A 26944-nucleotide genomic window follows, 5' to 3' on the forward strand; every position below is an offset into this window, starting at 1 on the left:
TGATTATGAATGTGAACTTATATGATTTTGAATTACCAGAAGAGTTAATCGCTCAGACACCGTTGCTGGATCGCACGGCTTCTCGATTGCTTACATTGAATAAAGAGACGGGTGAGGTTGCCCATCACCATTTTCCTCATATTATCAACGTTCTGGAGCCGGGGGATACACTGATTTTGAATGATACACGTGTATTGCCTGCCCGCCTGTTTGGTACAAAAGAGGACACCGGAGCCAAAGCTGAGGTACTTCTGCTTAAAAACGTGGAAGGTGATCAATGGGAAGCACTGGTCAAGCCGGGCAAAAAGCTGAGAGCCGGTTCGGTCATTGTATTTAGTGATGAACTAAAGGCCGTCATTAATGAAGTAGGCGAGATGGGAGCACGTACGCTAACATTTGAGTATAACGGCATTTTTCAAGAGATTTTGGATCGTTTGGGCGAAATGCCGCTGCCACCTTATATTAAAGAGACGTTGGATGATCGTGAGCGTTATCAGACGGTATATGCCAAACACGAAGGCTCGGCCGCTGCACCGACAGCAGGTTTACACTTTACCGATGAGTTGCTGGATCAGATTCGTGCTAAAGGTGTGAACATCGGTTTTATCACCCTTCATGTTGGACTAGGAACTTTCAGACCGATGTCTGTTGACGTAGTCGAGGATCATGTTATGCATGAAGAGTATTATTCTTTGTCACAGGAAACTGCCGATCTGATTAACGAGACCAAACAGCGCGGCAATAAAGTTTTTGCGGTAGGTACGACCAGTTGCAGGACGCTGGAGACGGTGGGCAGTAAATTCGAAGATGGTGTGTTGCAGGAAAGCAGCGGCTGGACGAGTATTTTCATCTATCCTGGATACTCCTTCAAAATCATTGATGGAATGCTGACGAATTTCCACCTGCCCAAATCAACACTGGTGATGCTCGTTAGTGCACTTGCGGGTCGAGAACATATTATGCATGCGTATGAGGAAGCGATCAAGGAGCAATACCGTTTCTTTAGCTTTGGCGATGCGATGTTGATATATTAATAAACGATTAAATTTAGAGGATGATTATAACCAATGGCAGCAATTACGTACGAACATATCAAAACATGTAAACAATCTGGTGCGCGTCTGGGACGTGTACATACACCCCATGGAATCATTGAAACACCAACCTTTATGCCAGTAGGCACACAAGCAACTGTAAAAACGATGAGTCCTGAAGAGCTGAAAGAAATGGATGCTCAGATTATCTTGAGTAATACCTATCACTTGTTCCTGAGACCGGGACATGAAATTATCCGTCAGGCTGGCGGTCTGCACAAGTTCATGAACTGGGATCGGCCTATTTTGACCGACAGTGGCGGATTTCAGGTGTTTTCCCTAAGTGAGATGCGTAAAATTACCGAAGAGGGCGTACATTTCCGCTCCCATCTTAATGGAGACAAAAAGTTCCTTTCCCCGGAAGTGGCAATGGAAATCCAGAACGCCCTGGGATCGGATATCATGATGGCTTTTGATGAATGCCCTCCTTATCCAGCTGAATATGAATACGTTAAAAAGTCACTTGAAAGAACAAGCCGCTGGGCGGAACGCTGTCTTGAAAGTCATGCTCGTCCCCATGATCAAGGATTGTTTGCCATCGTACAGGGAGGCATGCATGAGGATCTCCGTCGTCAAAGCGCGGCTGATTTGACTTCCATGGATTTCCCGGGGTATGCTATTGGTGGACTGAGTGTTGGAGAGCCGAAACATTTGATGTATGGTGTATTGGATTATACGCTGCCTTTGCTGCCTTCCAATAAACCACGTTATTTGATGGGGGTAGGTTCACCCGATGCATTGATTGAGGGATCGATTCGTGGAGTGGACATGTTTGACTGTGTGTTGCCGACCCGAATTGCCCGTAACGGAACAACGATGACAAGCCAGGGACGTCTGGTCGTTCGCAATGCCAAGTTTGCAACGGATTTTGGGCCGCTTGATCCGGAATGCGATTGCTACACTTGCCGCAACTATTCCAGAGCGTACTTGCGCCATCTGATCAAAGCAGACGAAACGTTTGGCTTGCGTCTGACAACGATCCATAATCTTCATTTCCTACAGAACTTGATGCGTAATGTGCGCAAAGCCATAATGGAAGATCGTTTGCTTGATTTCCGGGATGAATTTTTCGATCAATATGGTCTGCATGACAATGACAGAGGTTTCTAATTGAGGTTTTTGCGGAGCCTGTGCAACAAGCAGTAACTGTACGTATAGTCGATAAGGGGGAGTTTTGATGTTTCAAGGAATGTTTGCAACAACACCTAATGCAGGTGGTGGAATTTTCTCGTTGGTCGTACCTTTGGTATTGATGGTAGCGATTTTCTACTTCCTAATGATTCGTCCACAGAACAAAAAGCAAAAGGCACGTAATGCGATGCTAGGCCAGTTGAAAAAAGGCGATAAAATTGTAACGATCGGTGGATTACACGGTACGATTGCTGAAATTACAGACGACGTAGTGGTATTGCGTGTTAACGATGTTACCAAGCTTACGTTTGACCGGAATGCCATCAGCAGTGCAGTAAGTCGTGAAACGGCTGAATAATTGGATATATGATGAGAATATGCACCCACATATTCCCGAACAGAGAATCGGATCTGAGCAGATCCGGTTCTCTTTTTTTATGGGAGTAAATTACGATGAACGCTGTGTGTTTACACCAAAGATGCCGCCAAGAGCGGAAAGCATAAATGCGCTGATCAGCTGTAAGCTGTCCTTCCAGTTAAAAGATGCGTCCAGTGCCAGGAAACCGATGAGCAGCACCAGAAGACCGTAAACAACGCCTGTAACTCCGCCGTAATACCATCCTTTCTCACCAGAGCGTTTGCCCGCAATGAAACCGCCGATGAGCAGTGACAAACCATGAACCACATAAGTATAGGTGGAGAGTTCCTGTTCTCGCATGCCACTCATCCACAGGAAGAAAGAAAGAATTAATGCGCCGATAAACATCCAGACAAAAGCATGACTGAGACCCGACAGAATCGGATTGGACATCCGAAATGAGAACAAGCGGCGAATCAATTGCATGAAGCAACCCCCTTGTACAAGTTTGAAATTATTACAGTGTATGGTCAAGCCTTCTGACTTATGAACTGATTTCCATTAAATGAACGGATTATTTCTGTATGAGCATGTCAGGTTCAGGTCAAAATAGGGATTGCACTTCAGATATCTGTCCACATGCTGAAATTCGAAGGAGGTCCCTGTTATGAATTTCACTGATATCGGCCCACACATATTTCGAACCGTACTCATGTATTTTCTGGTATATTGCGCAATCCGTGTTATGGGCAAGCGTGAGATCGGTAAACTGTCCATGTTTGATCTTGTCGTGTCGATTATGCTTGCGGAAATGGCTGCTTTTGTCATTGAGGATATTAAAAAGCCGTTGTCTCATGGTATTGCGCCAATGCTGACCGTCATTATTATGCAGATTGGTATGGCCTATGTCGGTTTAAAAAGCCGAAAGCTTCGTTTGATGATTGATGGGAAGCCTACGGTTCTAATCTCTAAAGGTAAGCTTCATCGGGATGAAATGCGTAAGCAGCGTTATAACTTGGATGATCTGCTGCTGCAATTACGGGAACAGAATATTGATAGCATTGGAGATGTGGATTTTGCGTTGCTAGAGACAACGGGCAAGCTTACTGTGTTTCCGAAGGATCAAAGTTCAGGAAGCAGTTCTTCCGGTTCCAGTTCTGGAAATTCGTCATCAAGCCAAAACGGTAATATTAAATTACAAGGCTTCCCTAGCATCAAGTATGAAGGCCTACCCGTGCCGCTGATTATGGATGGGAAGGTACAGGATGAGAATCTGGAGATGATTGAGAAAACTCGTTTCTGGTTGAAAAATCAAATTCAGCAAAAAGGCATTACGGATTTCAAAAATGTGTTTATATGTTCAATCGACCACAATGGCAAGTTATATATCAGTGCTCGGGAGGACAAAAAATAAAATTATTTGCCGGAGCGGCGTTTGAACCATGAGCCAATGAGTGGAGCACGGGACAGATCATGGAAGTCTATCATTTTGGTGATACCCATAACGAGAAAGTAGATGATTAGGCCTGCCGCTGGGGCTGTGATCATTCGTAACCAAAATGGAAATATGGCCGCTGTGTGCTCATAGATGAGCAAGGTCCCAGCACCCATAATGAACATGCCAGCTCCTGTTTTGACCCAATCCATCAGCTTGAAGCGGAAATCTAACAACTGGCGCACACTACGCGCGTGTAATAAAGTCACGATCATGGAATTAATACAGATGGCAATGACAGCACCAAAAATGCCGTATTCAGGCTGTGAAGCCAACATTAGAATTAAAGAGATTTTGATGACAGCCCCGACAAACGTATTCAGCAGTGCTTTACCTGGACGATCAAGCGCCTGCAACGCTGCCTGAAGCGGAGCTTGAATATAGATAAACAAAGCAAAAGGGGCCATCAGCTTCAGCATGCTTCCAATCGATGCATCATCATAAAGCAGCAGACACATCGGTTCGGCAAGCACATACATAAAAACTGAAAATGGTGCGCCAGTGACCAGAGCAAGCCGCAGAGCCTGATGCATTCGCTTATGAATAAGCGCACGATCCCCTCGGGCAGCGGCTTCTGATAAGGACGGTACGAGAGAAGTCGCGAGAGAAGAGGTCAGTGCTCCAGGGAGTAGTAACAACGGGATGACCATCCCTTGGAGAGCGCCATATTGTGCTGTGGCTAGTCCCTTGGCGATACCGGCAAGGGCGAGACTCTGAGCGGTTACAATCGTTTCAGCAAGATAGGATAGAGAACCGACAAGACGACCTGCTGTAACAGGGACGGATATAGCCAGCAAGCGTCGGATTAATCCTCTCTGAGAAGGAGATGCTGCAGAGAACTCCTCTTTCTCCTCCGTATTGGACGGGGCTTCTGTCACAGACCTCGATGAAGGAGACGAGGCATGCTCCGTACGATGAGTAAGGGGCGGCTCCTTTTTAAATCTTGCATAATTCCACAGGAGAACCAGCATGCCCCCCAGTTCCCCGACCATGGCACCAAGCATTGCCCCAGCGGCCGCATGTTCAATTCCTTTTGGCAACAGAAGCCATGCAAACCAGATGACACAAACGATACGGATAATCGTTTCGGTAATGGATGAGATGGCTGTAGGCATCATATTTTGCTTGCCCTGGAAGTACCCCCTATATACCGCTGAAACGGCAATAATAGCAATCATAGGGCTCATACTGACAAACGTATGGTATACCCGCTCATCCGTCAGGACATATTGGGTGATCCAGGGGGCAAACAAGATACATAAAAACATAAAGACAACTCCGAGAGTGAGTGTGAAGCTAAGGCTGATCTGCAAAATACGTTGGGGGGAATAACGGTTGGCACCCGTTTCAGCTTCCGCGACAAGCTTGGCCACAGCTAGAGGGATACCACCGGTAATCAGCGTCACCAGCACGATGAAAAAGGGATAGCTCAGTTGATATATGCCTACACCCTCTGCACCGATCACTCGCGGCAGTGCGATACGCGGAATGAAGCCGAGAATCCGATTGATTATGCCTGCTGCGAGCAGGATCATAGCCCCCTGAATAAATGTCTGTTTCTTCAAAACTACCCCTCTTTCCCGGTTGAAGGTACAGGTTATCCTCATGATTGGGACAAAGCCGTTGTACTTCATCCTATGCCGGTCTTTCATCATCTCATGACAACTTGGACACGATTAACAAAAAGAACCATAACCGGCAAGAAGGAATATGATCGGGTGAGGTCGAATGATGTAGTATTGGTGCCGCATAAAGGCTCGGATGTACGAAGGGAGGCTCCCCGTTGGAAGAAATGAATGATGTGGAGTTGGAACAGTCAATAGAGATGCTCTGCCGAAGTAAGGCAGAGGAATTAAGGCTTGTCGGTTACGAATATGTCACCAGCAAAGATGTATGGAATTGCGTCAGTCATAAATACGAAAAACAGGGTATTCCACCGCTTCACCAACTGGTGAACGACATATTGTCACTGAAAGCAACAAGCTTTATGAACTTTATGACGGTGTCTGCATACCGGGGGTCCTCTTTCTAGACGAAAGGGATCTTTTTTGTTGAAAATTGACTGCTTTTTACGGCATCGCTATAATAGGAATATTGAGAACGAAAGGGGATCTAGGAACGGCATGAAAAGAATTATCAGTTTCATTCTGGTTGTGCTTGTCACCACAGGGGTTATGGTGGGTACAAGCCCGGAGCTGCTCAAAAATATAAAATTGGGCCTTGATTTAAAAGGAGGCTACGAGATTTTATATGAAGCAGAGCCGCTCGAAGCAGGGCAACAACTCAGCAAAGCTTCCTTGGTGCAAACAGCCAAAAGCCTCGAAAGCCGTGCCAATGCGCTCGGAACAAGTGAGCCGGAAGTAACTACAGAAGGAAACAACCGGATTCGGTTGAAACTGGCAGGGGTTACAGATGAGGCTGAGGTTAGAGCCAAAATGAAAGAACCCGCTGTTCTGACATTCCGGAGTAAAGCACCAAATGACAAAGAAGGCGAGTACTCCAAAATTGAGCTTCGCGGGAATGAATTTGTCGAAAATGCGGCCAAGGTTGTTTTTACAAGTTTGAACCAGCCCATGATCGACATTAAAGTAAAAGACAAAGCGAAATTCTCTGAAATCACCAAACGATTGATGGGACAACCTCTAGCTATTTATCTGGATGATACACTGCTTTCTGCACCAACCGTGCAGCAACAGTTGACCGACGGATCGGCACAAATCTCAGGTTCGTATACACGTGAAGAAGCCAATCAGCTTCGTGATACCATTAACCTGGGTGCATTGCCGTTGAAACTTACAGAGAAGTACTCCCAAAGCGTAGGGGCAACTCTCGGTAAATTGTCTCTGGATCAGACGATCAAAGCCGGTTTGATTGGCTCTGTCATCATCCTGATCTTCATGATTGGACTGTATCGCATACCGGGTATCATCGCAAGTTTCGCTCTGATCACCCACACGTGGCTAGTACTTGCGATTTTCTATCTGGGCGAATTTGTGCTTACACTCCCAGGGATTGCAGCCTTCATCCTGGGTATAGGTATGGCGGTTGATGCGAACATCATTACGTACGAACGGATTAAGGAAGAGATGCGCAGCGGTAAATCGATTCTGTCGTCCGTTAAAGCGGGAGGCAAACACTCCTTCCGTACGATTATTGACTCCAATATCACAACGATTATTGCAGCAGCTGTGATGTTCTTCTTGGGTACTGGTGCGGTTAAAGGTTTTGCACTCGTACTGATTTTCGATATTGTGACCAGTATCATCACGAATATTTTCTTCTCCCGCTTCCTGTTAGTCCTGCTTGTACGGGGTAACGTGGTCAAGAAGCCTAAGTATTTCGGAGTGAAGGAGAGTGAAATTCGTGCGCTTTAATTGGAATTATGATTACGTAAAAGGCAGTAAGTTTGCCTATATCTTTTCGATTATTTTGACCGTGGCGGGGATCGTCAGTGTTCTCGGACTGGGACTGAATTACGCAGTTGACTTTAAATCAGGTTCCAACGTAGATATTACGGTATCCAAAGCCATTACTACAGAGCAAGTTAATCCGATCATCAAGGACATGGGTGTCGATGATGGTGATGTACACATCACACCGGGCGCAGATCGGGTCAATGTTCGTTTTTCCAACGTATTGGATGAAAATCAGGAGAGTAAATTCAAGAAGGAATTCAGCAAGCTGGATTCCACAGCTTCCTACGAGGTCAATACGGTTGATCCTGAAATGGCCAAGGAACTGGAACGAAATGCAATCTATGCAGTGCTTATTGCAAGTATCGGGATTATGATCTATGTTGCAATTCGCTTTGAATGGCGCTTCGCTCTTGCGGCGGTTGTGTCTATATTCCATGATGCTTTTGTGGTTATCAGTGTATTTTCTATCTTCCGGCTTGAAGTGAATCTAACATTTATTACGGCTGTTCTTACCATTGTCGGTTTCTCCATCAACGATACCATCGTAATTTTTGACCGTATTCGTGAAAATCTTCGTTTTGCTAAAAAATCAACAAAAGCTGATCTTCGTGAAGTGGTGAATCATAGTTTGGCTCAAACGATGACTCGTTCCTTGAATACAACATTCACCGTATTTATTGCTTCACTTTGCTTGTTTATTTTTGGCGGCGAGTCCATTCGCATGTTCTCTCTTGCGATGGTTATCGGAACATTTTTCGGAGCGTATTCTTCCATTTTCATTGCAGCTCCGTTGTGGTTTACACTTAAAAGCAAACAGAGCAATAAGCCAAAAACAGCGGCTAAAGCTACTAATTAAACATCGGAATGTAAAGCCGCGTCTGCCAGGCGCGGTTTTGCAGCGTTAAGTACAGAATTAAGGGGGAATCAACATGACAAGAGAAGCTGGTCGGTCCGCATACGCGGCTACATGGAGCGGTATCGTCGGAAACATGGCACTTGCAGTCATCAAAACAGGGGTAGGATACATGGCAAACAGCAAGTCTTTGCTGGCCGATGGCTTATATTCTGCATCGGAAGCCGCCTCTTCTCTGGTTGCTCTTTTTCCCTCTAGGTCTGTACATTCGAAAGGCAAAGTACACGAGGAACGCCTCAAAGAACATGCACGGGCTGCAAAACCGGGCATGACGGTTCTGTTAGCGGTGCTTATTTTAATGGGAGGCCTGCAGCTGGCGATTTCCGCATTAAGCAGTTTATCCAGCGGTGAACTTGAAGCACCGGGCAAGTCTGTTCTTTTGATTGCTGTTGCAGCTCTGGCTGTAAAGGAAGCTATATTTCAATTTCAGTACAGATATTTTCGTAAACGGAGTAAGTCCCAGGCTATGTCATATGCGCTGCAACATCGGCGTGCACTATATTGTTCACTTATAGTTTTAATTGGCATCATCGGTGCGATGGCAGGGGAAGAGACGGGTTTGAGCCTGCTGTTGTATCTTGATCCAACCGCTGCAATTATTGCATCTGGTTTCATTTTGTATAAAGGATACAGAATGATTGTAGACACGGTATACGGTTCACTGATTCAAGAACTTGAGCAGGAGGATGCCACCGACTACAAGGAAACCGTACAACGGGTATACGGCATTATCACCATTGAACATTTGGTTGCACGGGAGCAAGAACATGATGTGACTATCGAGCTGGTCATTAGTGTGAATCCCAGAATCTCCATATTGGAGGCTCAAGAAATTGCAAATCGGGCAAAGACATTGTTGTTAACACGTTTCAGTCATGTAAAAGAAGTTCAGATCCAGGCCATACCGTATGATCCCGGATATCCTTATAAATCCAATCATGAACTGCCCGATCATGAAGCGACATTAATTCAGTAATGGCGCAAGGGTCTCGTAGATCAGGAAAGGAGCGTTATCGTTGCTTTATTCGCAATATCGGTGGAGTACACCACATATAAATCTGGAGGCGGCTGCGGGACTTTCGCAGGCGCTTTCCGTTTCCCCTCTCGTTGGACGTTTGCTTGTAAGCCGAGGTGTGCACAATGAAAAGGAGGCAGAACGCTTTTTACATCCTGATATGAATCAGATGCACGATCCCTATCTGCTGCTGGGCATGAGTGAAGCGATTCCTCGAATCAAGCGGGCATTGGAACGAGAAGAACATATTTTAATTTATGGCGATTATGATGCCGATGGAGTATCCAGTACATCGCTCATGATCCATCTGATGCGTCATTTGGGTGCCTCATACGATATCTATATTCCTCATCGCTCGAATGAAGGTTATGGTCTTCATAACCATGCTTTAGACTGGGCTCATCAACAAGGGGTTACGTTGATTATTACAGTCGATACGGGAATCAGTGCTGTTGAACAGATCGCATATGCTGCAACACTGGGAATTGAAGTCATTGTTACGGATCACCACGAACCCCCTGAGGTTTTACCAGAGGCATACGCACTGATTAATCCGAAACTGCCGGGCTGTCCTTATCCTTTTAAAGGACTGGCTGGGGCAGGTGTGGCTTTGAAGGTTGCTCAGGCGTTAATTGGTGAAGTGCCGGGTGAATGGATGGAAATCGCGGCTATAGGAACGGTAGCTGATTTGATGCCGCTTGAAGGTGAGAATCGGGTGATTGTGAGTTACGGGATCGAATCCATGCGAGGTTCCAAGCTGCCTGGGGTTAGCGCTCTGCTAGAGATTAGTGGTGTAGATCAAAGTCACGTAACCTCCATCAACATTGCTTTTGCCATGGCTCCACGTATTAATGCCAGCGGCCGATTGGATCATGCCGGGAGGGCGGTATCACTGCTCACGACGGAAGATTTGGATGAGGCTCATACCCTTGCGGGACAGCTGGATCTACTCAATCGAGAGCGGCAGCAAGTCGTAGAGGGGATACTAAAGGAAGCCACAGCGCAGTTAGAACAGAAAATAGAGCAGCGTTCCGGGTCCGTACCGGATGTGATCGTACTGGCGGGTGAAGGCTGGAATGTCGGCGTAGTCGGCATTGTGGCTTCCAAATTACTGGATCGATATTATCGTCCAACACTAATTCTGGGCATTGATCCTGAGAGTGGCATCTGCAAAGGATCTGCTCGTTCCATTGAAGGTCTTGATATCTACGAGGCACTAACAATGAACAAACAGAGTATGGATCATTATGGCGGACATCCTGCAGCTGCAGGAATGACTTTACATCGTGATCAATTGGAAGAACTTGAGGCGGGTCTAAATGAATTTGCTGCAACGGTACTGACGGAGGAGGACTTCGTGCCTCAACGTCTGGCTGATGATGAATGTAGGATCAGTGATGTTCCACTCAAGGTGATCCAGGAGATTGACAGATTGCAGCCGTTTGGCATGAGCAATCCATCGCCACGTTTTGTACTGAGAAAGGTAACTGTCAAGGAAACCAGGACCATGGGACGGGAAAAACGCCATTTGAAGTTGGTTCTGGAACAAGACGGTCAGCAGTTGGAAACTGTTGCTTTCGGCAAGGGAGCATTGGCTGAATTCCTCTCTCCAGGTTCTGTCATTGATGTGATGGGAGAACTGTCCATCAATGAATGGAATGGCATGAGAAAGCCACAGATGATGCTGCAGGACATCCATGTTCCTGGGGCACAGGTATTTGATATGCGTGGACATGCTGAACCGCTAAACGCAATGAAGCATTTCCTGAGCGCACTTGACGTACATCTGCAATATAAGGCGGGTTCTATAGGAGCCATTGTCCGAAAAGAAACGAATGTTTCTGAAGGAAATTCATTGTATGAACCTTGCCTTTGGGTATATGATAGAAAGGTCGGTTTATTTCCGTGTAATGCTGCCGCAGAGCAGTATGGCCGGGAACAAGTCCGGACGTTATTTGTGTTTGATACGCCGGAAACTCCGGAACAACTTGATGCAATGCTGGCTTTATTCAGCAGGGCCGAGAATATCATCCTTCTGCACGGATCAGGCAACCGTCGAGACCGACTTCAGATGCCCTCCAGAGAACTGTTCAAGCGTATTTATATGCTAGTGCTCAAATGGAAAGCGGGCCCCGTGGAGGAACAAGAGATAACTCCTGTGCTCAGTCGTCAGTGTGGTTGTTCTACGCGTATGATCACGATGATGCTTGATGTATTTGAGGAGCTATCTTTCATTACTCGGAAGGACGGCAAAATTACGGTTACGGACAACCCGCCAAAACGTGATTTAACTTCCGCACATCATTATCAGGCGCTCGAAAGCATGGCCGAGACAGAACAGGTGATGCTGGAAGCATCCACACCTCAACTGACACAATGGATGGTATCCCGGATGAAGGGCGTATCTTAGATGGAAGTTTGTGTATTTATTTTAGGAGGAGATTATTTTGGATTTTAAAGAGTATATTCGTGTCATTCCTGACTTCCCACAACCGGGAATCAGCTTCAAAGACATTACAACATTGTTGAAAGATGGAGAAATGTACCGCAATGCGATCAATGAACTGAAACAAATGGTTTCTGATCTGAAAATTGATGTCATTGCTGGACCTGAAGCACGCGGTTTCGTTGTGGGCGCCCCACTGGCATACGCTCTTGGTGTTGGTTTTGCTCCAATTCGCAAAAGTGGAAAATTGCCTGGAGCAACAATCGAAGCGGGATATGATCTCGAATATGGCAAGGATACACTTGCAATGCACACAGATGCCATCGAGAAAGGGCAGAATGTCCTGATCGCAGATGACTTGCTTGCAACGGGTGGAACCATCGCAACTTCCATTAATCTGATTGAGCAATTAGGCGGTAATGTGGTAGGTACTGCTTTCCTGATTGAATTATCTGATCTGAATGGTCGAGCTAAATTGCCTGAGAATATGAATGTATATACGTTGATGAACTACTAGAACGTAAGCTTAACTTATGAATTGCTGTGAATAATGAATGTAGACTTCCCCAGTTTCCCGGGAAATAATATACAGCATTAATGATTGGCAAAAAGCCTGTTTCTCCAACACTTTAAGTTGGGGAAGCAGGCTTTTTAATGTTTTTTTCTGAAAATAACATGTTTTATGGTTAGGATGAGCTTACGCGAATTTGCATGCGAACAATCTGTAATCAGTCAGGTGTTTTTTCCGTAACAAGCTGCTTTTGAGTATCTTCGTTCAACAGGCCAAGGACCTCTAACAGCTTGAATAACAGGCTGAGAACCATCCCGGCAATCGTAGCCAGTGCCATGCCTTTCAGGTGTACACCATAGAAGGAAATTTCCGTACCGCTAAGACCGATGACCAGTACAAGTGTAGTCAGAATCAAGTTGGTTGGTTTGGCAAAATCCACTTGTTGTTCAACCAGGATCCGCAGACCCGATGCTGCAATGACCCCGAACAATAGCAGGGAGACACCACCCATAACAGGGACTGGAATATTCGCAATAAGTGCCGAGAACGTGCCGGAGAAAGAGAGCAGGATCGCAATGACGGCCGCACCACCAATAACGTAAATGGAGTAGACGCGAGTCAGAGCCATAACACCGATATTTTCACCATACGTTGTATTCGGAGTGGAACCCACGAAACCGGACATAATTGTAGATACACCATTACCAAGCAAGGAACGATGCAGTCCAGGGTCTTTGGACAAATCTTTGCCTACAATGCTGCTTGTAACAAGCAAATGTCCGATATGTTCGACGATAACAACGAGTGCTACCGGCAAAATGGTGAAGATTATAGACCAATCAAATGTAGGGGTGGTTATTGTGGGCAGAGAAAGGAACTCTGCGTTAGCAATGTTCTCTGTTTTCACTTCTTTTAGAAAGTATCCAAGGACATAACCAGACACAATACCGATCAAAATGTGAATGATTTTGGGGAAACCTCGAAACGTGACAGCACCGATAACAGTGATTCCCAAGGTGACCATAGAAAGAATGATAGGTTTAGCTTGCGGCACCCAATCAGGGTTTTTGACTGGATTGGAATTAATCAGTCCTGCCATTCCGGCTGCAACGGGCACAAGCTCCAGACCAATCAAGGCAACAATCGCACCCATCACGGCTGGAGGAAATACGACGTTAATCCAGCCTGTTCCAGCATATTTGATAATGAGAGCTACGAGGCAGAATACGATACCTGTTACGATGAATGCTGCGAGGGCCATGGAGTAACCATTCCCGGGGTGTGCTTTTATGACAACCATAACAGGCGCAATGAAAGCGAAGCTTGATCCGAGATACGCCGGGATCTTCCCTTTACACATCAGGATGTATAGCAGGGTACCAATTCCGTTCATCAAGAGAATCATGCTTGGATCAACCTCAAAGAGGTTAGGAACCAGTACCGTGCTGCCAAACATGGCGAATAAATGCTGCAGACTTAATAATGCCCCGGGGCCAAAAGGCATCTTTTGATCAACTTGAATTTCGCGTTGCAACGAATCTCATCTCCTTTTCCGATACACAAACTTTCAATAGATTACAGAGTTTCTTGCAAATAAGCAATAACATTTTTCAGGTTTGGTTTGGAAAATACTTATTTTCTTATCATTACCTTCTATTTCAGCAATTATCGGCAATAATACATAACAACCGAACATGAAAAGAATTTGGATAAACGCTCTTATTCGTCAGTAGTTGACGGGAAACGGGCAAGGCGTCATAATTATAGGAAATTACTTTTACGGGGAACCTGTGTTGATGTATTGTCACGGGTTCCATTTGGTATAGAAAGGACACGGAACAGATCAGAATGGGCATAGAGCAATTACTCGAGAAGGCCGGGGCGTATATCAAAGAACCTGACCTGGTGCGCATACGAGAAGCTTACGAATTTGCTGATCAGGCTCACCACGGACAGACGCGAAAATCGGGAGAACCGTATATTCTGCATCCGCTTGCGGTTGCCGACATTGTTGTGAATATGCAGATGGACACCATCTCTATTATTGCAGCGCTTCTTCATGATGTAGTAGAGGACACTACGGTGTCGCTTGAAGAGATCCGTACTCATTTCGGCAATACATGTGCCATGCTTGTTGACGGTTTGACGAAGCTGGAACGTATCCAGTTCCGCTCCAAGGAAGAACAGCAGAACGAGAACTACCGCAAAATGTTCATCGCCATGGCGCAGGACATCCGTGTCATCGTGATTAAATTGGCTGACCGTCTGCATAATATGCGGACCCTCAAATTTCAGTCAGAAGAAAGCCAGCGCAGAATCTCATATGAGACGCTGGAGATTTTTTGTCCGATTGCAAACCGTTTGGGGATCTCTGCGATTAAATGGGAAATGGAGGACATCGCCCTCCGTTATTTGAATCCGCAACAATACTACCGTATCGCTAACTTGATGCATAAGAAACGTGCAGAACGTGAGCAGTACATCGATACCGTAATGGACGGCATTACGAGCAAGCTGGAAGAGATGGGCATTCAGGCAGACCTGTCTGGCCGCCCGAAACATATCTACAGTGTGTTCAAAAAAATGACGACCAAAAACAAGCAGTTTAACGAAATTTATGACTTGCTTGCGATTCGTATTATTGTGGATAATATTAAGGATTGTTATGCTACACTCGGTATAATCCACACATTATGGAAGCCTATGCCTGGACGGTTCAAGGACTATATTGCCATGCCTAAAGCCAATATGTATCAATCCTTGCATACAACCGTGGTGGGTCCAAATGGTGAGCCAACCGAGGTACAGATTCGTACTTGGGATATGCATCGTACAGCCGAGTTTGGTATTGCGGCACACTGGGCTTATAAGGAAGGAACAGCGGCAGGGCCTCAGTTTGAAGATAAAATCACCTTTTTCCGGGAAATTCTTGAACTTCAAAATGAAGCACAGGATGCTTCCGAATTTGTGGAATCGCTCAAAATGGACTTCTTCTCCGATTTGGTGTTTGTATTTACGCCAAAAGGCGAAGTCATTGAACTGCCAAGCGGCTCCGTACCGCTAGACTTTGCCTATCGAATTCATACCGAGGTGGGGAATCGCACCATCGGTGCAAAAGTAAACGGCCGAATTGTACCACTGGACTATCATCTCAAAACGGGTGATATCATCGAAATTTTGACTTCCAAGCATTCTTACGGCCCTAGCCAGGACTGGTTGAAAATTGCGAAATCTTCACATGCACGAGCCAAGATCAAACAATGGTTCAAGAAGGAACGCCGTGAAGAGAACGTAGAAAAAGGCCGGGAGAATTGTGAACGCGAGCTGAAACGTATGGGGCTTGATCCTTCTGCGTGGATGACTGATGACAAGCTGATGGAAGCGGCCAAGAAATTTGCGTTTAACGATATAGATGATATGTTGGCTGCCGTTGGTTTTGGCGGTATTACGGCTGCACAGATTGTCACGAAGGCGACGGAAAAGCTTCGTAAAGAGCAGGAAGAATCGAACTTGCTGGAACTAAATTCCGAGATGCGGGAATTGAAGCCGGCTCCTGAACGCAGAAACAGACCAACCAATGGTATTCGTGTCAAAGGAATTGATAATCTTCTGGTTCGTTTTGCACGTTGTTGTAACCCGGTACCTGGAGATGACATAATCGGTTATGTTACACGTGGTCGTGGTGTTTCTGTGCACCGGAGTGACTGTCCAAACATTCCTTCAAGTGGGGATGGGGAAGAAGCAGCACGTGTGATTGAAGTCGAGTGGGAAGAGAATATCGAGTCAAGTTACAGTGTTGATATTGAGATTACAGGTCATGATCGCAATGGGCTGCTCAATGAGGTGCTCCAGGCTGTCTCTGAAAGTAAAACCAATATTTCTGCCGTCACTGGACGGACAGATAAAAATAAATTAGCATTGGTGCACGTCACCATTCTGATTCGCAATACAGACCATCTGCAAGCCGTCGTGGAACGAATCAAACGGGTGAAGGACGTTTATTCTGTGCACCGGATTATGCAGTAAGGAGTCCGTAAGATGAGAGTGCTCGTACAACGCTGTAAAGAGGCTCAGGTAACCGTGGGAGATGAATTGACAGGCAGAATCGAATCTGGTTTGATGTTACTTGTAGGCATAACTCATGAGGATACCGAGAAAGATGCGATATACCTGGCAGAGAAAATTAGCGGACTACGCATTTTTGAGGACGAGCAGGAGAAGATGAATCTCAGTCTGATCGATGTGGGCGGAGCTGTTCTTTCGGTTTCCCAGTTTACGTTATATGGCGATTGTCGCAAAGGCAAACGCCCTAGCTTTGCTGCGGCGGCTCGTCCCGATATGGCTGAGCGATTGTATGAAACGTTTAATCAGTTGCTGCGTGATAAAGGCATTCAGGTCGAGACGGGGCGTTTTGGAGCGATGATGGACGTTACATTTACGAACTGGGGGCCAGTGACCTTGATGGTCGAAAGTCCGCTTCGTGACTGAATTTATGCATAATTGCTCTGTAAAGAGGCCATAATAAGAGATAAAGTAAAACGTTGTTATAACACTGAATTCTCTGTTGACCAAAGGAGTCACTCTTATTATGCGCCAATCTGCAAAAGTAACCAAGACTCGGACCGAACCACTGCTGATCCCGGGAAATATTACCGAATCACTTCACCTTGCCCGTTCTGCGGCAACTTCTGTTTCAACGATGTGGATGTTTCAAACTTCCGACAAAGACAGGCAAGATTATCATCCGCGTCCGTAAAACATGAATAAAAAGTGAATAAAGTTCCAAAACTCAAGACCCCGATTGTTTACAATCTGGGGCTTTTTGCTGTGCATGACTTGTGATCGCTGGCCTTCAGGCGTACATTGGCAAAATCATTTCAATGTTCCTTGTTATAAATCAAGCTGCTCGGGGTAATAAAAAGCGAGGCACCAATGATGTGCCAAAGGACAGCATTACTGAGGTTTACACCGAATTCAAATACGGAAGGGAGAACATATATCATGAGTAAAGTTGCTTTTTTACTTGCCAATGATTTTGAAGATTCTGAAATGCAGGTACCGTATGATGAGGTAAAGAAGGCTGGACACGAAGTGCAAGTTATTGGGTTAAAAGCTGGTGAAACGTTAAAAGGTAAGGGTGGAAAAGCCTCCTACACAACCGATAAAGCCATCTCGGAGGTTCATGCTTCAGAGTATGATGCCGTTGTCATTCCAGGTGGATCATCCCCGGAAAATTTGCGGAGTGATGCGAACATTCTGAAATTTGTGACGGAAATCAACAATGCAAAAAAACCTATTGCAGCGATCTGCCATGGCCCGCAAATTTTAGCAAGTGCCGATCTGTTGAAAGGACGCACAATCACATCTTATCCACCGCTGAAGGATGATATGGTGAATGCTGGAGCAGAGTTCAAAGATCATGAAGCTGTGGTAGACGGGAATTATATCACATCCCGTACACCAGAGGATGAACCGGCATTTGTCCGCGAACTGCTGAAAGTCATCTAAGTATGCAAAGGTTAAATATCAGGGTTTTATGGCATTCTATTGACATATATAACGTATCTAACAACAGTTAGCTCGTGTTGCCTCTTGAGGCGTCACGTTGTATTTCATTCCATAAAGGAGGGTTTGACATGGCAAAACATATTCAGGCGTATTTTCGAACCGAAGACGAGGCAGAGGGTGCAAGAACTTCACTACAAGCGTTTCGTACCGAGCAACTGGAAGTAGGACAACTCGATGCTGCAATTGGCAGGGATACACGAGTTATGGTTCCACTGGTTCCTTATAATACAGCAGGTGGTGTGGGTACGAACGGTGCAATGGGTGTAGGAGCATCTCCTGGGGTTGCAGCTAGCGAAAATGTTATTCCAGTTGTGACAGATGTAAATCGTGATGCTGAACGTGACGTCCGGAACAGGGTGAATGAGGACGGAGACATGCTGGATGCCGCAGACGTGACTTCGGCTGATTATAATGATCTGCATTATGTTCTGTCTGCCAAAGTAAGCGATGAGGACTATGATGACATTGTTCACAAGCTTCGCTCCAACCATGCCTATGTAGAGGAATTAGACTAACATGTAGATACAAGACCGCCCTTACGCTGCCTGGTTATAATACCGGGCAATGCGTAAGGGCTTTTTGGCTAAAGAGCAAATGTTTTGTGGAAAAAAAGTATATTATTAAAGCGCTATCATTTTTGTAATATTACTGTAATATTAGTAACACAAGCCTTTAACAATGTGCGTTTATAATAACAGACATGACCCCCTTTTTTTATATATCTTTTGAACCTGCACACCGTGTGCAGGTTATTTTTTTTCTATCTTTGCATGTTAGCCCTTGACTTTAGTACTGCGGTTCATTACAATCAGAAAATAATACGTTGACTATAGTCAACTAAAGTCGTTTTTTTGAAGAATATGACTGATTTGATGACGGGACCAAGTACTCCGTACCCACATGACCAGAGAGGAATCCCCAAGGCTGTAAGGATTCTCTTGATGAGCGGATGAATGACTTCCCCGAGAACAGACGGCGAACAAGGCAGAGAAAATCTGCGGATCGTAGTAGCCGGCCTGCGCATGACGTGCGTTATACGTAGAGCGGAAGAGCTGTTTGATCTGGATGTATTATTATATTCATCCTGACTCAACAGACGACAACCTGAACGGCTATAGGATCAGGCTTCCGGAATGTGGGTGGTACCACGGGTGAATGTATATACAATCTCTCGTCCCTTTGTTTGCTCTGTATGAGCAAACAGGGCGAGGGATTTTTTTGTTTTTCAAGTTAATTTGCCCTGTACACCGGAACGTAGAGTGTAGAACCAATCTGTAGAAGCAAAGGGTTCGCCTTTATCCCCGGAATCTAAACAATTTAAAAGTGGATTAAAAAAATCTGGGGATAACAGCGATCGGAAGATGGTACTACAATCGAAGTGGTCAAGTGTACATTTAAAATTAACGTTTACAGAGAAAATCAATGCTGGAGGGATACAGATGGCTTTTCAGAAACCGACAGGGACGCAGGATTTACTGCCTGGTGTAGTCGAGAAGTGGCAGTATGTAGAAGAAAAAGCACGCGATCTGTGCCGTCGCTTTAATTACCGCGAGATTCGTACGCCGATCTTCGAACAAACATCTTTATTTGTACGCGGCGTAGGAGAAACCACGGATATTGTGGAGAAAGAAATGTATACCTTTGATGACAAAGGCAATCGCAGTATGACACTTCGTCCGGAAGGCACAGCAGGTGTAGTTCGTGCTTACGTAGAGAATAAGCTATATGGCGAACCGGACGTGAGCAAGCTGTATTATATCGGACCGATGTTCCGCTATGAGCGTCCGCAAGCGGGTCGTCAGCGCCAGTTCCATCAGTTTGGCGTAGAAGCCATTGGTGCAGTTGATCCGGCAATTGATGCTGAAGTAATCGCACTTGGTTACCAGCTGTGTGTTGAACTAGGCCTGAAAGATGTCAAAGTAGAAATCAACTCGGTAGGCAATGCAACTAGTCGTGCGGAATATCGTGAGACATTACTGGGTTTCCTGAGACCGATGAAGGACTCACTTTGTAAAGACTGCCAGTCCCGGATGGAGCGTAACCCGCTGCGTGTGCTGGATTGCAAAGTCGATCAGGATAAATTCGTTGGAGCTCCGTCCATTCTGGATAGCCTGGATGAGGAATCATTGAGTCATTTTGCCAAGCTGCAGGCGTATCTGGACGATTTCGGCGTAGACTATGTGGTGAACAACCGTCTGGTGAGAGGGCTTGATTATTACACCCTGACCGCATTCGAGTTAAAAGCACAAGGCATTGGAGCCATTGATACCGTTGGCGGCGGTGGCAGATATAACGGTCTGGTTGGCGATATCGGCGGACCGGATCAGCCGGGCATCGGCTTTGGTATTGGTCTGGAGCGTATTCAGCTCATTCTGGAACACCAGAATATTGAGGTCACTACACTCGCTCCGCTCGACGTATATTTTGTCGCTCTGGGTGAGTCAGCGGATCGTGAGGTCAATCGACTCCTGTTCAAGTTACGTCAATCCGGCTTATCCGGTGAGCGTGATTATCTGGGTCGCAAAATGAAAGCACAGATGAAATCAGCTGACCGTTTCAAAGCTCGCTATACGGCGATTCTTGGGGATGATGAACTGGAGCTTGGCGAGATTTCACTCAAAGCCATGGATACAGGGGAGCAGCAGACTGTGAAGCTGGATGATCTCGTGGCAACGGTACGTGGAAGCAATTAAGACCCTTCGAGGGAATGGCAAGTAATTGCAGAATCGGCAGGCTGCTATGGGGAAAGGATCCCGGTTGTACGGATGGTAATCTCCAGAGACAGGATGCCTTTCGAATATTAATCTTCATGTAACCGGATTGTGTAGGGCAGGCTACATGCTTGTCTGCATAGAACGGAAATTTCACATAAAAGAGGAGTTTGGTTATGAAAAGAAGTCATCATTGCGGCGCATTAACAAACGCACATATCGGTGAAACAGTAACATTGAACGGTTGGGTACAGACCCGCCGTGACTTGGGGGGCGTACTTTTTATCGATCTGCGTGACCGTAGCGGAATTGTACAAGTTGTCTTTAACCCGGCATATTCCGGTGAAGCATTGCAAATTGCAGATCGTGTACGTAGTGAGTATGTCATTGCGGTAAAAGGTAAAGTTGTTAAACGTGATGCAGAGACCGTAAACAAAAACTTGCCAACAGGCGAGATCGAAGTTCAAATTACGGAAATCGAAGTGTTGAATGCAGCCAAAACACCTCCATTCTTCATCGAAGATGGCGTTGAGGTAGATGAATCCCTGCGTTTGAAATATCGTTACCTGGACCTGCGTCGTCCAGAAATGTTCGAAACCTTAAAACTACGTTCCAAAGCGTCTAAAGTGTTCCGTGATTACCTGGACGGTGAAGAGTTTGTTGAGGTAGAAACACCAATCTTGACCAAGAGTTCTCCGGAAGGTGCGCGTGACTATCTGGTACCAAGCCGTGTACATGAAGGTGAATTCTTCGCCCTGCCACAATCCCCGCAAATCTACAAACAATTGTTGATGGTGGGTGGCGTTGAGCGTTACTACCAAATCGCTCGTTGTTTCCGTGATGAGGACTTGCGTGCAGACCGTCAACCGGAATTCACTCAAGTCGACATCGAGACGTCTTTCTTGCAACAAGATGACCTGTTGCCGATGATGGAAGAATTGATGGCGAAATTGCTTCGTGAAACGAAAGGTATTGAGCTGGAGTTGCCTTTCCAACGGATTACGTATGCAGATGCCATGGGTAAATACGGTTCCGACAAACCAGATCTGCGTTTTGGCATGGAACTGGTGGAAATGAACGATATCGTAGCAAACAGCGGCGTGAAAGTATTTGCTTCTGTTATCGAAAAAGGTGGAGAAGTGAAAGTACTGAACGCCAAAGGCTGTGGTACATGGAGCCGTAAAGAGATCGATGATCTTGGACCATTCGCTGCCCGTTACGGTGCCAAAGGTCTGGCGTGGATTCAAGTGAAAGACGGCGAGTTCAAAGGGCCAATCGTGAAGTTCTTTACACCGGAAGAGATCGAAGCTGTCAAAGAACGCACTGGAGCTGAAGAAGGCGACTTGTTGCTCTTCTCTGCGGATAATAAAAAAGTGGTTGCTGATGTTCTCGGTGCCCTGCGTCTGAAAATCGGACGTCAACTGGGTCTGATCGATGACAGCAAGTTCAAGTTCGCTTGGGTTGTGGACTTCCCGCTGCTTGGCTATGATGAAGATGCGAAACGTTATGTGGCGGAACACCATCCGTTCACACGTCCAAAAGACGAAGATGTACATCTGTTCGACACGGACCCGGGCGCAATCCGCGCTCAGGCCTATGACCTTGTTCTGAACGGTTATGAAGTAGGCGGCGGTTCGATGCGTATCTACAAACGTGATGTACAGGAAAAAATGTTTGCTGCGCTTGGACTTACACCAGAAGTAGCCAACGATAAATTTGGATATTTGCTCGAAGCATTCGAATATGGTACACCACCACACGGCGGGATCGCCTTTGGTTTGGACCGTCTCGTGATGCTGCTGGCAGGACGCACAAATCTGCGTGAAACGATTGCCTTCCCGAAAACGGCAAGTGCAACCGATCTGCTCATGAATGCACCTTCCGAAGTGGATGGATCACAACTGGAACAGCTTCATATCCGTGTAGCTCGTAAGCCAGTCGCGGAAAAGAAATAAAGGAGGCATCGATTCTCAATGCTCCATCAATTTTCAAGAACAGAACTTGCAATCGGACCTGAAGGTCTGAATACGCTCAGAAATAGTACGGTAGCCGTACTTGGCATCGGCGGTGTGGGCGGTATTGCTGTAGAAGCACTTGCCCGCAGTGGTGTTGGCCGAATCATCCTGATTGACAAAGACGTGGTGGACATCACTAACATCAACCGTCAGATTCATGCACTCACGACCACGGTAGGTCAGAAAAAAGCTGACTTGATGGTAGAACGCGTGAAACTGATCAATCCGGAATGTGACGCCATTGCGCTGAACATGTTTTATACCGAAGAAACGTATGAGGAACTGTTCAAGTACGAGCTGGACTATGTGCTGGATGCTTCCGATACGATTATCTACAAAGTGCATCTCATCAAAGAGTGCCTGAAACGTAAAATTCCGATGATCTCCAGCATGGGTGCTGCTAACAAAATGGACCCGACGAAATTCCAGGTTGCGGATATTTCGAAAACGTCTATGGACCCGATTGCTCGTGTAGTGCGTACCAAGCTACGTAAAGACGGCATCAAAAAAGGCGTAAAAGTGGTATTCTCCACGGAGGAGCCGCTTAAGCCACGTGCAGATGTGACGCAGAAAATCGTTCCGGAGAATGCGCCGGAGATTCGCAAAGCGAAACAGCCGCCAGCAAGTAATGCTTTTGTTCCACCAGTAGCCGGACTGATTATGGTCAGCGTTGCAGTAAAAGATCTGCTTGAGAAAGCGGAGAAGTCAGAGGCGTAAATCGAAACAACCAGTTTACTCTTCAACAATGTAAAAGGTTTACCATTAAGCGTGGGTGCAGTGCACCTGCGTTTTTTGGTGTCTGCTTGATGCATGTACTTCACTGTGAAAACGGTGTATGATATGGTGTGCTGCGTGATGATACATACATAATGATTTCGGCATATAAGTTCAACTTAATTTTTTACACGAGAACGGAGAGGACAGAAAAAAGCTGGAGAAGCGAAGCGATCACATTTATCACCGGATTTTCCCTTTGGAGAAGGAAATGCAAAAAATCTGGGGATAACAGCGATCGGAAGGTTATTCTGTCATCGGAGTGGCAAGTGTAAACATTCTTTAGTTGAATTTATAAATAGAGAGAGGAGAACAGAACGGATGAAACACGGATGGTTGTCCAGACAGCTGGGCATGGAACCAGAAGATCAGTGGAAGAAGGAAATTATGGCTGGAGCCATTTCCTATTTTGCTGTCGTTTATATTGTGATGGTGAATGCAACGATTCTTGCCGATGCGGGGATGCCGCTGCAGGCAGCAATGGTTGGTACATTACTTACATCTATTGCGGGATGCTTGCTGATGGCTTTCGGGGGTAAATCACCGATTGTAGTCGTACCGGGCATGGGGATCAACGCATTTTTCACATATACACTTGTGCACTCGATGAAGCTGACTTGGCAAGAGGCGTTGGCGGTTGTTGCTGTAACTGGCGTATTATTTGCAATAGTTGCCTTTACATCGTTATATAAAATGATTAGTGAAGCAATTCCGAAAAATTTACAGCATGGTATCACGGTTGGGATTGGATTGTTCCTGACTTTTATCGGATTGCAAAAGAGCAGCATTGTAATAGCCCATCAGACGACATTTGTTGCCATTGGACATTTTAATGATCCAAATGTCATTACGGCTTGTGTAACACTGGTACTGGCAGTTATTTTATTCATTCGAAATGTACAGGGTGGCCTACTTATCAGTATTCTGATTGGGACAGGTCTTGCTTATTTGCTGGGAGCGGTGCATCCCGGTGAAGCAGTATCTGCCATGGATGCACTGCGTCAATACGGCGGTCTGTTCGGTGAATTGTCTCTGATGAAGCTGGCGGATATCGCGTTCTGGATTGCGGTGTTCCTGCTGCTATTAATTGTTGTATTTGAAAATATAGGCCTTATTACCGCGCAGACGAACATGATTGGTCGCCCGGCAAGGTTCAAGGGCAGTCTGCGTGCACTGTCGATTAGCACGGTGCTGGCAGGTATCTTTGGCAGCAGTCCGCCAGTGGCAGCAGCGGAGACAACCGCGGGCATTGCCGCAGGTGGTCGCACAGGTCTGACTCCGCTCGTGACAGCTGTGCTGTTCGGCGCTACTTTTTTCTTCATTCCGCTGCTGGGGTATATTCCCGATAGTGCGATTGCTCCCATTTTGATCATCATCGGCGGTTTGATGGTACAGGGTGTCAGTGATATGGATTTTAGTGATTTTACCGAGGCATTTCCGGCATTTCTGATCATGGTTATGATTCCTTTTACATATAGCATTGTGGACGGAATGGCCTTTGGATTTATCGCATATCCGCTGGCAAAACTGGCTGCAGGAAAAGGAAAAGAAGTACCTGTAGTCATGTACGGCATCTCGATCCTGTTCTTGGCGAATTTTGTACTGCATGGTATTTTGTAAAACGAAATCAAACAGATAGAGAACGGAGGAACGGGGAATGGAAGAACAGCCGCAATCGGAGTCCAAGGAGCCGAAGGTAGGGAAAAAAGGATTCAAGGATTTTGTCAAATTGATTGCTTCAACAAACCCACCCAAATTGATTCTGACTCTGGCCCTCATTCTGACTTTGATTCAAACAACGGCCGGGTTGATCGTGCCTTTGATGACCAAAGGTCTAATCGACGGGCTGACCACATCAGCGCTGAATAAATCGGTTATTATCCTGCTGCTCGGGGCATTTGTTATTCAAGCCATTGCCTCAGGCATCAGTATCTATATGTTGAATTACGCTGGTCAACGTGTCGTAGCGACCCTTCGCACCAAGCTGTGGAACAAGGTATTATCACTCCGCATGCCGTATTTCGATAGGAATCGCACAGGGGATACGATGAGCCGGATTACGAATGATACCAGTCAGATTATGACACTCATTGCTGATTATCTCGTATCATTTGTCTCTAATATCGTCGCGGTCATTGGCGGGGTGGCACTTCTCTTTTATCTGGACTGGGTGATGTCACTCATTATTCTGAGTCTGGTGCCGCTGACCATGCTGATTTTGCTGCCAGTAGGCAAGAAGATGTACAAGATTTCGAAGAAGCAACAGGACGAGATGGCTGGACTTACGTCTGTTCTGAGTCAGGTTATTGGTGAGATTCGACTGGTGAAAGCATACGGGACAGAGAAACAGGAATCGGAGGCGGGTGATTCCCGCATTCGCAAAATGTTTGTTTTTGGATTACAGGAAGCCCGTATTCTGGCATTGATCGGCCCCTTGTTTACTTTTGTCATGACGGCTGTACTTGTTGTTATTCTTGGTGTTGGGGGTATGCGCGTAGCTTCGGGACTGTTATCACCGGGGGAACTGGTTGCATTCATTCTGCTGCTCTTCCAGGTCATTATGCCGATGGGGCAGTTCACCACCCTGTATTCACGTCTGCAAAAAGTAGTCGGTGCCACTGAGCGCATTCAGGCGATTCTTGCGGATGAGGAAGAACCGGATCACAGCACCAAGCTGACTCCACAAGGGAATGAGACGATTGCCTTTCACGATGTACATTTCTCTTATGTTACAGGTGAAGAAGTGTTGCACGGCATTAATCTAACCGTTCCGACTCGCAAAGTAACAGCCATTGTTGGTCCGAGCGGAAGCGGCAAATCGACATTGTTCTCGCTGTTAGAGCAGTTTTATGTTCCCGACTCCGGTTACATCTCATATGGGGGAGAAGCGATAGCAGAGTATTCATTATCCTCATGGCGTAACAAGATAGGTTACGTATCACAGGAAAGCCCGCTAATGGCAGGTACGATCAAAGACAACATCACCTACGGTTTGGATCGTGAGGTAACGATGGAGGAGATCAGCAGAGCGGCGGAAATGGCATATTCGGCTGATTTTATTAACAAACTGCCGCAAGGTTACGACACGGAAGTGGGCGAACGAGGGATTAAATTATCCGGCGGACAGCGTCAGCGGATCGCCATTGCTCGTGCATTGCTGCGTAGCCCCGATATTCTCATGCTGGATGAAGCAACGTCGAGTTTGGACAGTACCTCGGAATACGAAGTGCAACAGGCGTTGTCCAATCTAATGGAAGGCAGAACAACCATTGTCATTGCACATCGATTGTCAACGGTTGTGGATTCAGATCAGATTGTTGTTTTGGAGCACGGACATGTGACTGGAACAGGGACTCACGCAGAACTAATTAGTACACATCCCGTGTATCGGGAGCTTGCACAAAAGCAGTTTGTTGCACAGGATGGGGATGGCGATGCAAGCAGCAATGGAGAAATACGAAACAAAGAGTAACGCTCGCTCGATAGAGGGATGAGGA

At 46.2% G+C, this 26944-nt stretch carries 24 protein-coding genes; 21 read left to right on the plus strand and 3 right to left on the minus strand.

The window, feature by feature from the left end; all coding sequences use genetic code 11:
- The first annotated feature begins 5 nt into the window (after positions 1-5).
- From queA to yajC, 3 genes are all read left to right on the plus strand, one after another.
- Entirely contained in the window at positions 6-1034 is a 1029-nt protein-coding gene (queA, locus tag ACR8BL_RS23315) for a tRNA preQ1(34) S-adenosylmethionine ribosyltransferase-isomerase QueA (RefSeq protein WP_434749744.1), read from the plus strand.
- A gap of 33 nt (positions 1035-1067) precedes the next feature.
- On the plus strand, positions 1068-2204 hold the full coding sequence (gene tgt, locus ACR8BL_RS23320; RefSeq protein ID WP_434749745.1) for a tRNA guanosine(34) transglycosylase Tgt: 1137 nt from the start codon (positions 1068-1070) through the stop codon (positions 2202-2204).
- Positions 2205-2271: 67 nt separating this feature from the next.
- Positions 2272-2583: a preprotein translocase subunit YajC gene (yajC, locus tag ACR8BL_RS23325; protein WP_434749746.1), complete on the plus strand. Its 312-nt coding sequence runs from the start codon at positions 2272-2274 to the stop codon at positions 2581-2583.
- Positions 2584-2673: 90 nt separating this feature from the next.
- Here the strand turns inward: yajC and ACR8BL_RS23330 are convergent, their stop codons facing one another.
- Entirely contained in the window at positions 2674-3069 is a 396-nt protein-coding gene (locus tag ACR8BL_RS23330; protein ID WP_434749747.1) for a TIGR04086 family membrane protein, read from the minus strand.
- A 181-nt stretch (positions 3070-3250) separates the two neighbouring features.
- Between ACR8BL_RS23330 and ACR8BL_RS23335 the strand changes: the two genes are divergently transcribed.
- Positions 3251-3997 (plus strand): YetF domain-containing protein, encoded by a 747-nt coding sequence (locus ACR8BL_RS23335; protein WP_434749748.1) that lies wholly within the window; start codon positions 3251-3253, stop codon positions 3995-3997.
- Between the two features lie 2 nt (positions 3998-3999).
- Here the strand turns inward: ACR8BL_RS23335 and ACR8BL_RS23340 are convergent, their stop codons facing one another.
- On the minus strand, positions 4000-5643 hold the full coding sequence (locus tag ACR8BL_RS23340) for a putative polysaccharide biosynthesis protein (protein ID WP_434749749.1): 1644 nt from the start codon (positions 5641-5643) through the stop codon (positions 4000-4002).
- A 227-nt stretch (positions 5644-5870) separates the two neighbouring features.
- Between ACR8BL_RS23340 and ACR8BL_RS23345 the strand changes: the two genes are divergently transcribed.
- The 6 genes from ACR8BL_RS23345 (at position 5871) to ACR8BL_RS23370 (ending at position 12385) form a co-directional block, all read left to right on the plus strand.
- Entirely contained in the window at positions 5871-6110 is a 240-nt protein-coding gene (locus ACR8BL_RS23345) for a post-transcriptional regulator (protein WP_036617497.1), read from the plus strand.
- A 91-nt stretch (positions 6111-6201) separates the two neighbouring features.
- On the plus strand, positions 6202-7452 hold the full coding sequence (gene secD / locus ACR8BL_RS23350; RefSeq protein WP_434756452.1) for a protein translocase subunit SecD: 1251 nt from the start codon (positions 6202-6204) through the stop codon (positions 7450-7452).
- Complete coding sequence (gene secF, locus ACR8BL_RS23355; RefSeq protein ID WP_434749751.1) at positions 7442-8350, plus strand: protein translocase subunit SecF; 909 nt, start codon at positions 7442-7444, stop codon at positions 8348-8350. Before secD ends, secF begins: the two co-directional genes overlap by 11 nt.
- A 73-nt stretch (positions 8351-8423) precedes the next feature.
- Positions 8424-9383 carry a cation diffusion facilitator family transporter gene (locus tag ACR8BL_RS23360; RefSeq protein WP_434749752.1) on the plus strand — a complete coding sequence of 320 codons (960 nt, stop codon included), beginning with the start codon at positions 8424-8426 and terminating at the stop codon, positions 9381-9383.
- A gap of 40 nt (positions 9384-9423) precedes the next feature.
- Positions 9424-11832, plus strand: a complete 2409-nt coding sequence (recJ, locus tag ACR8BL_RS23365; protein WP_434749753.1) for a single-stranded-DNA-specific exonuclease RecJ — start codon at positions 9424-9426, stop codon at positions 11830-11832.
- Between the two features lie 37 nt (positions 11833-11869).
- Positions 11870-12385: an adenine phosphoribosyltransferase gene (locus tag ACR8BL_RS23370; protein ID WP_434749754.1), complete on the plus strand. Its 516-nt coding sequence runs from the start codon at positions 11870-11872 to the stop codon at positions 12383-12385.
- Positions 12386-12596: 211 nt separating this feature from the next.
- Here the strand turns inward: ACR8BL_RS23370 and uraA are convergent, their stop codons facing one another.
- A complete protein-coding gene (uraA, locus tag ACR8BL_RS23375; RefSeq protein ID WP_434749755.1) occupies positions 12597-13913 on the minus strand; it encodes a uracil permease in 1317 nt (438 codons plus the stop codon).
- A gap of 314 nt (positions 13914-14227) precedes the next feature.
- Here uraA and ACR8BL_RS23380 point away from each other — a divergent pair, with 314 nt between their 5' ends.
- The 11 genes from ACR8BL_RS23380 to ACR8BL_RS23430 all read left to right on the plus strand — a co-directional run bounded on the left by ACR8BL_RS23380 (position 14228) and on the right by ACR8BL_RS23430 (position 26919).
- Positions 14228-16405, plus strand: a complete 2178-nt coding sequence (locus ACR8BL_RS23380; RefSeq protein ID WP_434749756.1) for a RelA/SpoT family protein — start codon at positions 14228-14230, stop codon at positions 16403-16405.
- A gap of 12 nt (positions 16406-16417) precedes the next feature.
- Positions 16418-16867 (plus strand): D-aminoacyl-tRNA deacylase, encoded by a 450-nt coding sequence (gene dtd / locus ACR8BL_RS23385; protein WP_434749757.1) that lies wholly within the window; start codon positions 16418-16420, stop codon positions 16865-16867.
- A 100-nt stretch (positions 16868-16967) separates the two neighbouring features.
- The gene (locus tag ACR8BL_RS23390) at positions 16968-17135 is read left to right on the plus strand and encodes a hypothetical protein (protein WP_434749758.1); all 168 of its coding nucleotides are present in this window, start codon (positions 16968-16970) and stop codon (positions 17133-17135) included.
- A 245-nt stretch (positions 17136-17380) separates the two neighbouring features.
- Positions 17381-17887: a type 1 glutamine amidotransferase domain-containing protein gene (locus tag ACR8BL_RS23395; RefSeq protein WP_434749759.1), complete on the plus strand. Its 507-nt coding sequence runs from the start codon at positions 17381-17383 to the stop codon at positions 17885-17887.
- 128 nt (positions 17888-18015) lie between these two features.
- Complete coding sequence (locus ACR8BL_RS23400; protein WP_434749760.1) at positions 18016-18462, plus strand: hypothetical protein; 447 nt, start codon at positions 18016-18018, stop codon at positions 18460-18462.
- Positions 18463-18900: 438 nt separating this feature from the next.
- Positions 18901-19035: a hypothetical protein gene (locus ACR8BL_RS23405; RefSeq protein WP_434749761.1), complete on the plus strand. Its 135-nt coding sequence runs from the start codon at positions 18901-18903 to the stop codon at positions 19033-19035.
- Between the two features lie 351 nt (positions 19036-19386).
- Positions 19387-20640: a histidine--tRNA ligase gene (hisS, locus tag ACR8BL_RS23410; RefSeq protein WP_434749762.1), complete on the plus strand. Its 1254-nt coding sequence runs from the start codon at positions 19387-19389 to the stop codon at positions 20638-20640.
- Between the two features lie 194 nt (positions 20641-20834).
- The gene (aspS, locus tag ACR8BL_RS23415) at positions 20835-22613 is read left to right on the plus strand and encodes an aspartate--tRNA ligase (protein WP_434749763.1); all 1779 of its coding nucleotides are present in this window, start codon (positions 20835-20837) and stop codon (positions 22611-22613) included.
- Positions 22614-22631: 18 nt separating this feature from the next.
- Positions 22632-23390, plus strand: coding sequence for a tRNA threonylcarbamoyladenosine dehydratase (locus ACR8BL_RS23420; protein ID WP_434749764.1), 759 nt, complete (start codon positions 22632-22634; stop codon positions 23388-23390).
- Between the two features lie 378 nt (positions 23391-23768).
- Complete coding sequence (locus ACR8BL_RS23425) at positions 23769-25067, plus strand: NCS2 family permease (protein WP_434749765.1); 1299 nt, start codon at positions 23769-23771, stop codon at positions 25065-25067.
- Between the two features lie 37 nt (positions 25068-25104).
- Entirely contained in the window at positions 25105-26919 is a 1815-nt protein-coding gene (locus tag ACR8BL_RS23430; protein WP_434749766.1) for an ABC transporter ATP-binding protein, read from the plus strand.
- Positions 26920-26944: the final 25 nt, after the last annotated feature.

This window comes from Paenibacillus amylolyticus, assembly GCF_051136285.1.
Taxonomy (GTDB): Bacteria; Bacillota; Bacilli; order Paenibacillales; family Paenibacillaceae; genus Paenibacillus; species Paenibacillus amylolyticus_F.

Excerpts from the sequence above, each read along its gene's own strand:
- queA (WP_434749744.1), top strand. The coding sequence starts at position 6 with ATGAATGTGAACTTATATGATTTTGAATTACCAGAAGAGTTAATCGCT.
- tgt (WP_434749745.1), top strand. The coding sequence starts at position 1,068 with ATGGCAGCAATTACGTACGAACATATCAAAACATGTAAACAATCTGGT.
- yajC (WP_434749746.1), top strand. The coding sequence starts at position 2,272 with ATGTTTCAAGGAATGTTTGCAACAACACCTAATGCAGGTGGTGGAATT.
- ACR8BL_RS23330 (WP_434749747.1), bottom strand. The coding sequence starts at position 3,069 with ATGCAATTGATTCGCCGCTTGTTCTCATTTCGGATGTCCAATCCGATT.
- ACR8BL_RS23335 (WP_434749748.1), top strand. The coding sequence starts at position 3,251 with ATGAATTTCACTGATATCGGCCCACACATATTTCGAACCGTACTCATG.
- ACR8BL_RS23345 (WP_036617497.1), top strand. The coding sequence starts at position 5,871 with ATGAATGATGTGGAGTTGGAACAGTCAATAGAGATGCTCTGCCGAAGT.
- secD (WP_434756452.1), top strand. The coding sequence starts at position 6,202 with ATGAAAAGAATTATCAGTTTCATTCTGGTTGTGCTTGTCACCACAGGG.
- ACR8BL_RS23360 (WP_434749752.1), top strand. The coding sequence starts at position 8,424 with ATGACAAGAGAAGCTGGTCGGTCCGCATACGCGGCTACATGGAGCGGT.
- ACR8BL_RS23380 (WP_434749756.1), top strand. The coding sequence starts at position 14,228 with ATGGGCATAGAGCAATTACTCGAGAAGGCCGGGGCGTATATCAAAGAA.
- dtd (WP_434749757.1), top strand. The coding sequence starts at position 16,418 with ATGAGAGTGCTCGTACAACGCTGTAAAGAGGCTCAGGTAACCGTGGGA.
- ACR8BL_RS23390 (WP_434749758.1), top strand. The coding sequence starts at position 16,968 with ATGCGCCAATCTGCAAAAGTAACCAAGACTCGGACCGAACCACTGCTG.
- ACR8BL_RS23395 (WP_434749759.1), top strand. The coding sequence starts at position 17,381 with ATGAGTAAAGTTGCTTTTTTACTTGCCAATGATTTTGAAGATTCTGAA.
- ACR8BL_RS23400 (WP_434749760.1), top strand. The coding sequence starts at position 18,016 with ATGGCAAAACATATTCAGGCGTATTTTCGAACCGAAGACGAGGCAGAG.
- ACR8BL_RS23405 (WP_434749761.1), top strand. The coding sequence starts at position 18,901 with ATGACTTCCCCGAGAACAGACGGCGAACAAGGCAGAGAAAATCTGCGG.
- hisS (WP_434749762.1), top strand. The coding sequence starts at position 19,387 with ATGGCTTTTCAGAAACCGACAGGGACGCAGGATTTACTGCCTGGTGTA.
- aspS (WP_434749763.1), top strand. The coding sequence starts at position 20,835 with ATGAAAAGAAGTCATCATTGCGGCGCATTAACAAACGCACATATCGGT.
- ACR8BL_RS23420 (WP_434749764.1), top strand. The coding sequence starts at position 22,632 with ATGCTCCATCAATTTTCAAGAACAGAACTTGCAATCGGACCTGAAGGT.
- ACR8BL_RS23425 (WP_434749765.1), top strand. The coding sequence starts at position 23,769 with ATGAAACACGGATGGTTGTCCAGACAGCTGGGCATGGAACCAGAAGAT.
- ACR8BL_RS23430 (WP_434749766.1), top strand. The coding sequence starts at position 25,105 with ATGGAAGAACAGCCGCAATCGGAGTCCAAGGAGCCGAAGGTAGGGAAA.